General features: G+C 40.6%; 9 protein-coding genes. 5 read left to right on the top strand and 4 right to left on the bottom strand.

What is annotated here, in order from left to right; all coding sequences use genetic code 11:
* Positions 1 to 44 precede the first annotated feature (44 nt).
* Positions 45 to 389: a pentapeptide repeat-containing protein gene (locus tag BV372_RS24085; protein ID WP_179198213.1), complete on the bottom strand. Its 345-nt coding sequence runs from the start codon at positions 387 to 389 to the stop codon at positions 45 to 47.
* Positions 390 to 550: 161 nt separating this feature from the next.
* The gene (locus BV372_RS24080; RefSeq protein WP_086689023.1) at positions 551 to 3598 is read right to left on the bottom strand and encodes a zinc-dependent metalloprotease; all 3048 of its coding nucleotides are present in this window, start codon (positions 3596 to 3598) and stop codon (positions 551 to 553) included.
* A gap of 504 nt (positions 3599 to 4102) precedes the next feature.
* On the opposite strand from BV372_RS24080, the gene BV372_RS24070 reads away from it, so the two are divergent.
* On the top strand, positions 4103 to 5854 hold the full coding sequence (locus BV372_RS24070; RefSeq protein WP_086689021.1) for a pentapeptide repeat-containing protein: 1752 nt from the start codon (positions 4103 to 4105) through the stop codon (positions 5852 to 5854).
* Here BV372_RS24070 and BV372_RS35400 read toward each other — a convergent pair.
* Entirely contained in the window at positions 5851 to 6057 is a 207-nt protein-coding gene (locus BV372_RS35400; protein ID WP_143845254.1) for a hypothetical protein, read from the bottom strand. The two genes, BV372_RS24070 and BV372_RS35400, sit on opposite strands and share 4 nt — an antisense overlap.
* Positions 6054 to 6647 carry an HD domain-containing protein gene (locus BV372_RS24065; protein WP_086689020.1) on the bottom strand — a complete coding sequence of 198 codons (594 nt, stop codon included), beginning with the start codon at positions 6645 to 6647 and terminating at the stop codon, positions 6054 to 6056. The genes BV372_RS35400 and BV372_RS24065 overlap by 4 nt, the downstream gene beginning before the upstream one ends.
* Before the next feature lie 1278 nt (positions 6648 to 7925).
* Between BV372_RS24065 and BV372_RS24055 the strand changes: the two genes are divergently transcribed.
* From BV372_RS24055 to BV372_RS24040, 4 genes are all read left to right on the top strand, one after another.
* Positions 7926 to 8198: a hypothetical protein gene (locus tag BV372_RS24055; RefSeq protein WP_086689018.1), complete on the top strand. Its 273-nt coding sequence runs from the start codon at positions 7926 to 7928 to the stop codon at positions 8196 to 8198.
* A 131-nt stretch (positions 8199 to 8329) separates the two neighbouring features.
* Complete coding sequence (locus tag BV372_RS24050) at positions 8330 to 8602, top strand: hypothetical protein (RefSeq protein ID WP_086689017.1); 273 nt, start codon at positions 8330 to 8332, stop codon at positions 8600 to 8602.
* 301 nt (positions 8603 to 8903) lie between these two features.
* Positions 8904 to 10079 carry a phosphotransferase family protein gene (locus BV372_RS24045; protein ID WP_086689016.1) on the top strand — a complete coding sequence of 392 codons (1176 nt, stop codon included), beginning with the start codon at positions 8904 to 8906 and terminating at the stop codon, positions 10077 to 10079.
* 22 nt (positions 10080 to 10101) lie between these two features.
* Complete coding sequence (locus BV372_RS24040; protein ID WP_086689015.1) at positions 10102 to 11220, top strand: T3SS effector HopA1 family protein; 1119 nt, start codon at positions 10102 to 10104, stop codon at positions 11218 to 11220.
* Positions 11221 to 11564: the final 344 nt, after the last annotated feature.

Here is an 11564-nt window from a genome sequence, read left to right as displayed (position 1 = left end):
CTAAACAACAATTCTCAGTTTACCTTATCTGCCCTGTCTCCAATTTAAATTGGTATGAGATTAGCACTCTCTAAGCAAGCACAAGTGAGATTAGCACTCCCAAGGCTAGCACTCCTCAAGTTAGCACCAACCAGAATCGCCTCGCTCAGATTAGCACCTCTCAAGTCGGCACTACATAAGTTAGCACCAGTTAGCTCAGCTCTACTCAAATCAACCCCCTTCAGATCAGCAGAGTGCAAATTAGCACCTCTCAGGTTGATTCCTCTCAAATTAGCACCTTTAAGCAACTCTATTCCAGCCGTATCAGTAGCACGCTTCAAGTCAATACCAGCAAAGTTTCTTTCTCCAGCAACATACTTTGTGAGTAATTGTTCAGTAGTAATCTCCATAATTGATTACAATAATTTCCTCTATATAGAGGGGCAAGGAGAGAAGTCTGATTGGAGGAAGCCTCCGCTCAAAACTTCGGAGGGACAAGAGGGACAAAGGTGAAATAACTAATAACAAATGCTCCATGCCCAATTCCCCATGCCCCATGCCCAATTGCCTACTAATTACTTCTTAACGGCGCATTCAAGATTTTTTCAATGCGATCGCGTGTTTCTAAAATGTGCGCTTTCGTATACTCATCGTCAGAATTAATTCCTGCGAGTTTTTCATTTAGCTGCCGTATTTTATACCAAGCTAATGTGCGTGCATCTTCTGGTACGTATTCTTTGCGTAACACGATATCGCTTAAGATATTGACATATTCCCGCTGCAAGCCTCTTCTCAGGCTAGAAATCTTGAGGGTTTTGCCTTCGGGTTTTAGCACTTCTGTCCAAATGCCACTTTGCAAAGTATCAAATAGCTCTGGCATACTCAGTGCTTTTCCTTGGGGACTCTTGAGTTCAATATCCTTGAGACGGGAAAGGCGATCGCCTGAAAGTAAATCTACCAATACTGCACTTTGCAAGGTCAAAACTAAGTCATGAATTGGGTAATCTAAACGCCCAACCAAAGGATAGCTACCCCAATGATACCAACGCGAAGGTGCTAATTTATTCAACAAATCTGGCGAGAAGTTAAAAGCATCTTCTGCAAATACATACTTTTGCAAAGTCTCTAATGCCTGCCGTTGTTGTTCCACTGGTACTGGTTCAAATGGTAATCTTCGTTGGCGAATACCTTGCTTGCTGGATGGGGTTTCACTGGCATGAATTCGATAGAAAGATTGTCCGCCAATGTATTTCGTTGTATAGAAAATATTTTGAAAATAGTTACCCAATACTGAGCCAAAGCGATCGCTAAGATCGCTATAACTCTCTCCAGCAATTGGGTAACGTCTAGTGAGTCGATCCCACATCAGGCGAGAATTATCTAGCTGCCATTGAGAATAGCGCAGTACATTACCGCTATTATCCCAAGCATTAGATGTTGGATCGAGGTCATACCTATCCTCATCTGTGGAGTAGGTCAACTCTGGTTGGTCAGATTGCCCAGCAATTTCCTCCAAAATTGGCTTTTCGGCTATAGGAGTTGTTGCCTGAGTTGGCGTATAGCCGTACTGAATTGCCCAATCATCATAAGCCCCTACCATATTTGGAAAATAATCACCCTGCTTTGTACCTTGGGGTGCAATATTCGGTGGAATGTAATCCATCACCGAAGCAGTCAGACCTCTGTTAGTAGTGATCTGCTTATTATTCAGTTCCTCTGGTGGTAATAAGTTACTGCCACGGAAATTGTGGCGTAACCCCAAAGTATGACCAACTTCGTGGGCGATAATTAAACGTAAGTATTGATTGATATACTCTTTCAATTGGTCTTGGGTGGACGTGTTGTCTTGTAGAAGTGTCATCGCCATTGCACCCAAAGCAAACTGATTAGCAGCTTCCATGCCATAGCACAAATCGGACTCACCAGCAAGTCGAGCTAGACGGCTCAACATCGGCTTCTGCTTTGGCTGCTCTTGATTGTCTTGAGATTTACCCCCTAACTTATTGACGCAAAGCATATTATTTTGCATCAGCGCCGATAAGGAAGTCCGGGTTGATGTTTGGTTAGGTTGTACTATTTGACGATACTCATTCTTCAGTACACGTACAAAGCTGCCATCTACTATAATATCTGCATCCAAAATTTCCCCAGTCATAGGGTTAACACGGGATGGTCCCCTCGCAAAAAATCCATCTATTGTGTTAATCCAGCGAATTGTGTTGTAGCGAATATCTGCTGGGTCCCATGTGGCATTATCTGGCATTTGGCGGGCTTCGATTGCATCTTTGAATCCTGCCTTCAGAAAAGCTTTATTCCACATTAATATCCCTTCTTTGATGGCATCGCGGTACTCATAAGGGACAGCGTTATCAATCCAAAAGACAATCGGTTTTTTGGGTCGGGATATTGGGGACTTGGGGTCTTCTTTTTCCAAATTCCAGCGATTGATATAGCGAACAAATGGGTCGCCACGATCATCTTTAGATAAGTCTTGATAGGCGGTGATAAAATAGCCAACGCGATCGTCTGCCAACCTCGGTAGGTACTTGTTGTTTGGCAGTTGAGAGAGACTGTAGTGAACGCGGAGAGTAAAGCCACGGCTGTCAGGTAGCGACTCAAAGTTTAGGGACTCCTTATCGCTACTGCTACCGCCAGCACCAGAAAAATTTAAAATCGATTCAACTTCCAAGTTGTCTGGAAAGACTTTAGCATTACCAAAATAAGATTGGTCTGTACTTCCAGGGATGCCCAAACTCAAAGATAAGCCAGCTAAGTCTGTGAGTAAAAGATCGCCTAAGTCGATGAGTAGAGTTTTGCGTTCGGGATGAATGCTTTTAATGGAAATAGTGTAGAGTACAGAATCACTAAAAGAACGGACAAGCGATCGCGCCTGGGGATCTCCTTCACGGGTACGAAAATTGACATTACGGATAGAGAATTGTAGGTTGTTATCCACCCGTTTGAAATAAAACAAAAAATCTTGCAGCGGCATACCACTGTAAATGCCTTGTTCGCCAATGCCAGATTCTAAGGTTGATGTAGCTAGATAATTTTTATTCAGCTGATCTGGCTGAATTTCTAAATAAATTTTATTCTTTTCTTTCTGGCGATAAATGGTAAACAATCCTTGCTGCTTTTGCGTGTCTTTGACGACTTCGTCAAACGGCTCTAAATCATCCTTTTTAGATGGTTTACTGGGTGAATTGGGCTTTTCACTTGGTTTTTCTGGGGTTTTTCCCGCTTGCAAAAATGGTTGTCTTCCCGCTTGTTTGGGATCTTCAACTATCCACTTAAAACCTTGGTGCTGTGGCTGTTGGTTTTGATTAATTACCCAAACTTTCTTTAAACTTTGTCCCACAGAATCAGTTAACTGTGATGCTCTTAAAGCGAGTTTTCTAGAATCAGTGTCCAGCTTCTTTAAGGCTTCCAGTGTTGGCTGGCGGCTATCAGATTGCTCTGTCACTCCTGCTTTCACCATACTAAGCGCAACTCTATCTACTTTCTGTTGGATAGGTAACTCAGTATGCAGTCTGTTTGCAGCCACTGACTTGCCACCAACGGTTGTTACTCCTAAAAACAAACCATGCAACAAAATTACATAAAAGGTTAATCTATTCATCAAATCTATCCCCGACAACAATCACTAGTTAATTTTTTATTATTTGCAAAGTCAAGCAACTTTGCTGTTATCTAACTGAGCTAACCTAAAAATACTATTAGCTCGCTGATATGCAGCAGCAAACTTTTCGATTAAGTTATCATTACTATTTTTCAATCCGATTGCACAGTTTTACTGTAGGATTTTTGCTAACAATTGTATCTGTAGCAAAGAGTACGTATTATTTTTACCTCAAACTAGTAAACTTGCTGGGAAGAAAGTATAACAATTTCGGACAAATCAATGAGATTACTGCAAAATGCATCACTTCTCAAGCTACCAATTTCGATTTATACGGAGAAAAATTGTCAGGCTCCTATAAGTTAGCTCCTACTGAGACAGGATTAGACTTTAATAGTTCCAAATTATACAGGCACATCTTTGAGATGAGAAGCATCTGAATCGATAAAAACCTTGAGATCATCTCTAATACATCAGTAATTAAATAGTAATACAAGATACAAAATGTCATATTTGTCGCAAATTTGGCAACGTTTAAGCAATTACGTAAAGGGTTCAAAGTTACCAGATACACAAAAAAAGTCTCTGGAAGTCAAAACTGTTTCCCCTGGGGGAAAACCTACTCTAGATTTAGATAAAAACTTTAAATTTTTTCAAGATAATTTACAAGACTCTTCGTTATCCCAAAGACTCCAAAAAAGTTTAGAGAAATGGGGAAAACCAGGTAATAGCTTGCCAGATATTACAGAACAGATACCAAACGCGCAACCGCAAGAAGCTGCAAGGTATCACCAATTTTATGAAGAAGTTTACGATGTACTGGGTCATGCAGCCTTGACACCAGACATAGTTGAACAAGTAATGAATTTACTGACTACTGGAAAAAAATTTCATCCACTGCTTCTGTTCCAACGTCTAGAGGAATTTTATCGCCGCTGGTGTCAGAGTGAATTTCTTGATGCTGCACCTGGTCATAACTTGCCTCAGAAAAAAATGCTAAGTATGTTAGCACAAAATATAACCATCGGACTGAGACAAGTAGATATATATACAGGGCTGAATGTACTAATTTTACTTTTGGAGTTACATCGCTATGCTCAAGGACGAGCTGAACTTCAGCAGCTAATCACCTTTTATCCATCAAGTCAACCGGATACAGAAAGTTTTTTCACATCTCAACTACTGCGCATCATGAATTATAGCGATGCCATTGAAATTGGTAATTTTAGTAGCATCGTCGGAGAATTCTTGAAAGGTGGCAACTTTCGGGGCGCTTACTTAGGCAACGCCAACTTAACAGGTGCTAACTTTAGCGGTGCTAACCTCAGCAATGCTTACCTAGGAGATGCCAACCTTATAGGAGCTAACTTTAGTCATGCGGATCTTAGTGGTGCAAACTTTGGAGATGCCAACCTCAGTGGTGCAAACTTCAAAAATGCCAACCTCAGCCGCGCCGACCTCAGCAGTGCTAACCTCTGCGGTGCTAACCTCAACTGCGCCGACCTGAGCCGTGCTAACTTCAGCAGTGCCGACCTGAGCAGCACCAATCTCAAAAATGCCAACCTCAGCAGTGCCGATCTCAGCAACACTAATCTCAAAGATGCTAACCTCAACGGTGCTGACCTCAGCCACGCTATTCTTTTCGGTGCCAACCTCAGCGAAGCCAAACTCAGTGGCATTAATCTGAGCCATGCCGACCTCTGCCGTGCTGACCTCAGTGGTGCCGATCTAAGTCGTGCTATTCTTAACGGCACCAACCTCAGCGACACAATTCTTTTCAGTACTAACCTTAGCGACGCTATTCTGGTCGCCGCCGACCTCAGCTATGCCAAACTCAACGGAGCCAAGCTCAACTATGCCAAACTCAACGGCGCTATGTTCTTAGGGGCTGACCTCAGCGGTGTAGATTTGAGTGGGGTGGTTCTTAACGATGCGGATCTTAGTGGAGTGATGCTCAGTGAAGCTGACCTCAGCGGTGCCGACCTCAGCGATACTATGCTCTTTGGCACCGACCTCAGCTATGCCAACCTCAACAAAGCCAACCTCAGTGGTAGTAACCTGAGTGGTGCGCTGCTCAATGGTGCGGATCTCAGCCACACCAACCTCAGCTATGCCATTTTGAGCAATGCTGATGTTACAGAAGCCAACCTAGAACAAATGACTTGGGGTGAAAAGCAGCAATGGGAAACTGTTAGGGGATTAGAGAAAGCCGTAAATGTGCCAGCAGGATTGAAACAGCAATTGGGACTGAGTTAACAGACGCGGAGATTAGGAAAAATAAACTTTTTCGCCTCTCTTCCTCTGTGTCCTCCCTTCGGGTGACGCTCCTTCGTCGCTAACGCTGCGCTAACGCCAGTCGCCTGCGGAGGGAAATCCTCCCGCAGCGCTGTCTCACTGCGTCTTCTCTGCGAGACGCTGCGCGTTGGCGGAAGCCTCTCGCAGAGAAGGCGGTTCGTCAAGATTCCTGTTTTGTCTGCTCACCCCAAGGTTGGCGAGCAAAGATTCGGCGAACCATCGGCTCAAAGAACGTCAACGGCAAAGTATCATAGTTTGGATCGAAGGATTCTTGATCCCAGTTGTGGCAGAACTCAGCGGTACGCTCAAAATAAGGATGACCGCGAAACTGCTCCCGCGCATAGCGATCGCCTCCTAGGTGATGCCAAAAGTAATACCCTTGAAAAATCCCATGATGTTCAATCATCCAATGAGTACTGGGACTGACATAGGGTTTGAGGATAGCGGCTGCTAGTTCGGCATGATTTACCGGTGCTAGTAAATCCCCAATATCATGGAGCAGTGCAGCTACTACAACTTCTTCTTCCGCCTCATCCCGAAAAGCTCGTGTTGCTGTTTGTAGGGAATGTTGATAGCGATCAATGAGATTTCCAGGGTAACTTTCTTGCAACCCGACTAAAAGTGTCAAGGCGCGATCGCCAACCTGATTCAACAAAGGCTGAGAGTGTTCTCGCAACAGCAGATAGTCTTCTTGTGTTCCATCTGCCATACGAGTATAAGTTGCAGCCTTTCTGTTTGTAGGTGAGTCTGACATCAGATTACTCCTTATGTAAACGTCAAAATTCTTCTGTTCTCTTTGCCACTGAGCTATGCGATCGCTTGTCTTTCATACCCAATACCCAAACTAATGCTGTGACAGTAAACAAGGCAATTGAAACATAGAGTGAAAGACACTGGCTCCTAACGCCTCAAGTACAGTAGCTTCACTTTGATTCGTGTACCCTAAAACTCTCATATTAGCGGTAACCTGCACGTACACCCAAAACGCTATCTTTCACAACAGTGCTAGATGAAGGTTGAACTTCCATACTTTTAGCTGCATACATATAAGAATAAGCCAGGCGCTGGCTTTCATCTACGTAACTTATAGTAACTAAAGATACAACTTTGAAATCCTCATAAGTTTCGCGGACAAAACTTTACCAGTATTGTCTATAAAAATTGGATTGAAAACTTGAATTTATGAGTGCGATCGCAAACCATAAGAGTAGTATTTTGCATAAATTGTGGAGGATTGTAGCAAATGGCGAGTATAACCATTCCAGACCTTCATCCTACGGAAAACCTAAATTCTCTTGATGAGCTAACGCCTAGAGAAATGAGTAATGTAATTGGGGGGGTACAGGTTAAAATCAACTGGACTCAGAGGGATATAAAATTATTCCAATTGATACAAGCTCTTCAAGACCCAAACAGAGATCCAGAGAAAAATCCCATAACCATTAAATTCTTTTAGTCAGTTTTGGGAAATAAATGTGCTACTCAATCATCGTGCTTTGGCTAATTAAAGCTAGCACGATGTATTTAATGTTTGTGAACTAAAAATATTGAGAAATATTATCTATCCTATCAGGCAAGCTATTTAGTAACTTGCTTTTTTTATTGAAAGTAATTATTTTTAGTCGTCAATATTTAAATGCGAGCGCCTCGGCTCTTATCCCGAACAGGCACCTCTCGAAGCAAGTCGGGTTCGTTGTGTACAAATGTAATTTAATGTCCCTACTAGCTCTTTCTCTTTCAGCGTCGAGTCACTAGCAGGCAAGAGTTGCTCCAGTCCCGGTTGTTTGTGACCGATACCTACGGTAAGCTACGCTAACGCTGCAAAATCTTTAAGGATATTTAACTAAAGATATATCTATTAAATTTTTTATTTTAGAAAAGACATAACTGTTCTTTTTGTGTCTATGCAAACCAGATAATTGCCTTGATTTTTGAATTTTGATAGCTAAAAATAGCAAGTGTAAGGTTAAGAAATTAAAGATTAATCTTACACGCTAATAAACCTTCTTCCAATTTCCCAGGAGAAACTATCATGGCTAATATCAAAGTTTCTGAACTAAATCTTGCTGGTGCTGAATTATTCCAAGATTCTGAAAGCTTTCTCAACGATCTAACCGATGTGGACACCACAGCTGTACATGGTGGTGAAGGTGCATATTTCCCAGAATTTTCTGACTTGGGTTATAAGGTTCTTGAGTACGGCTTAGTTGGATTTGGAATCACTAACATTGTGTCTTTAGTTAAATCCTTTAGCACTACTGGTGGTGGCAATAATGGTGGTGGCGGTACCAGTATTACCCTCTAGTATCTAGCCAGTTATTACCTAGTATTAGGTAAACAAAAGTTAAATTCTGAGAAGGATGATTAGATAGCAGAATAAAGTAATTTAAAACTTTATTCTGCTACCCAAACTAATAATGAGTTCAAATACAGACAATGACTAGGATCGTAATCTTTGATTTGCACCATTCTAACTCTAGGAAGCTAGAAAACTCCGAAAGTTTCCTTGATGATTTAACTGAAATAGATTCCATGTCTGTACATGGAGGTGAAGGCTATAATTTCAATGAATTTCTTAACTTGGGTGTTAAGGTTTTGGAGTATGCGTTAGTGGGATTTGCAATTTATAATATTGTGTCCCTAGTTCAGCTGTTTCTCGCACCTCAACAACGTCAGATTGGGACGTATCCTCCTACAACTCCTTTATAATTTAAGGTTTGACTTGTAAAAGAACACGCTACCTGTATCGGTTTGTTTATTAGTTATTTTTAGAAAAATATTTAACTATCTAACCGATAACAGGTTTTCTTATATCTATTAACAAAAAAGTCTGAACATAGTTTAACAGCTAATATAACAATCAAATTTGATATTTGGAAGAGTCTAATTATCAGGTTGTATTTGGCATGAACTACGTTTTATTTCAAAAATCAAATATGAGTTAAATTAAGTGAATATTTATTCAATCAAACAAAAACTATTTTTGTAAAATTATGTAATTACCAAACCTATGGAACTTTTATTAAGTCCTCAAAATCTGTTTGAGTACCTGATTGATAGAGATATCTGTACTCATGATGATAAAAGTATGAGCAAAATTGAGATAAAACCTGCCAAAAATTTCAACTTATTGCTTACTTTACCAGAGGGAAGACAACTCCTAATTAAGCAAGAGCGACGTAGCAGTAACGGAAAAACAGCAGGTGAGTTTTTAAGAGAGTGGCAAATTCAATCAATGTTACAAACATTTCCACAATTAAGCCACATCCGTTTCTCTGTCTCTGAGGCTATTTATTTTGATGCTGAAAACGCAATCATTGTTTTCAATTATCTCAATGACTACCGCGATCTAGCAGATTTCTACACTAAGGAGAATATATTTCCCACCAAGATAGCAGCTAGTATTGGAGCAAATTTAGCTTTAATTCATTCCTTAACTAGAGATAACTATCAATATGAAGAGTTATTTAAATCAGGCTTATTTGTTAACAATGATTTAAAGTTCGTTCAGAGTGTAAATCGCTTAACTCCAGAACTATTTAGCGCACTTTCTACTGATGCTTTGAAATTTTTTGCAGTTTATCAGCGCTACGATAGTTTAAGACAGGCGATCGCACAGTTAATAGACACCATAGAAAGCTTTTGTCTTACCCATAATGACCTAAAGCTGAACAATATTTTACTAGCGAATAATTGGGAGGAAAAAGTTTCGCAGGCATCATCAGCTAAGAATATAGTTCGTCTGATTGATTGGGAAAAATGTACTTGGGGAGATCCAGCTTACGATTTAGGAATGCTCATTGCTAGCTACCTACAAGCATGGTTGCTGAGTTTGATGACTAGTAAAACTATTAGTTTAGAAGAGACATTACGCCTCGCTAAAACACCTTTGGAATTGGTTCAACCTTCGATTGCGGCTTTGATGAAAGCTTATTTGAAGAACTTCCCAGAAATTTTAAAAATACGCTCTGATTTTTTGTCGCGAGTCGTACAATTTACAGGTTTAGGCTTGGTTTTAACGATTATAGCAACGCTACAACACCATAAAACCTTTGGGAATCAAGGTATATGTATGCTCCAAGTTGCTAAAAGTTTGTTGTGTCGTCCGGAACAATCAATACCAACTGTATTTGGTGTAACAGCCGTTGAACTTGCGCATCGCCCAGCTTTGCGTGCAATTAAGTAATTTTAGTTATAGGCAGGCAATTATGCAATTGCTAGATTCGCTTCCACAGGAGTCGTTAAATTTTTCCACAAAGCAACTATTAGATATTCTGCAAGATATCGCTACTAAGATTGAAATTCAATCTAACTTTGGTATTAGCCATCCAGATTACAAATTTTTAGAATTACCAGATGAGATTGTAACCCGCTTTCAGCAATTACCATTGCAACTACAGTACAAAATTTTGCAATCGAATTTAACTAATTTTCTCTACCACATTTACTATAACGGTGCTTTGCGAAATATTCTGGTTCGCGATGCAGCAGAAATTGATACAACAATGCTCGATAATTTGGAGAACAATACCTTTTTAGGGGTAGATGTTGATTTTTACGATCGCTTGCATTCAGCTAACAGTGGTAAAGGCTATTTTGATGATGGTTGGCAAGTGCTGAGGGAAGAGAGCGACGGTACTTTAGCGGTAAAAAGCGGCGAATTAACTTTATATATAGAACGCGATCGCCATCTTCATCCTCAGCAAGTTAATGCAACTATTGCTGATGTGGTAGCAATCAAAATGCCCTCTAATTTGACACAAAACGGATTTTATATAGCAGTTGGTAATTCAGGGCAGTACAGTTCTATATATAAAGGACACGATCGCCAACTAGTACGCGTCTACTTCAATTTAAGCCCTGAGGGTGCAGTGGCAGTTATGGGTAGCCTTACACAACAACTGAACAAAATTCCTATTCCTTTTACCTTTAAGGCGCTATACAATCCTGCTGGCTATAATCGCTATGACACAGCAGTACTTTACATCGAGAAAGGCTACTATACAAACCTTTGGCCAGTGCTGCAATCAGTTTATGCAGAGCATCAGTCTTATTTTGGAGAAGAAGTACCTCTATTTACAAAATTGTTAGCACCAGGACTTGCTCTAGCAGAGGAACCTAACAACAAGTTTTCTGACAAGGAAAGTTTTGGATTAAACCGCTGTCAAATTGTTACCAATGGATTGCTAGAAGCATGGGAACAAGGAAACGAGTCAACAGAAAACCGTATGCTATTAATTCGCAAGCATTTTGCCCAACAGCAAATTAAATTACAATGCCCCTACCTCAATCCTGGCTTAGAGGATATTTACACAACATTAGAGTAATCAAGCCGCTTCGCAGAGTCATTAGCCTTTAGTTAAATACACACCAGGATGTATCTACAAAAAAACTAATGACGGCTTAATCAAGATTGCTAATTGCAATGATTCTCTCCAATTTCATTGCCAGCAACAAAGGTGCAGTACGATCCACCCAGGCGATTTTTCAAGTGATAATGTCTTTTGGACACACTTTGCGATCGCCTGTTTTCTTTTTGATTTTTTAATTTACTAGGGTGGGTACCGCCCACCATATTCAGGTTTTGGTAGGCATTGCCCACTATACATGTATTTATGGATCTGTTTAAAATTTGGTATTTGATTTTACTCTGCTACTAACGCACCTATCT

It is taken from the genome of Nostoc sp. T09 (assembly GCF_002154695.1).
Taxonomy (GTDB): Bacteria; Cyanobacteriota; Cyanobacteriia; order Cyanobacteriales; family Nostocaceae; genus Aulosira.
This window is presented reverse-complemented; position numbering and strand designations above follow the sequence as displayed.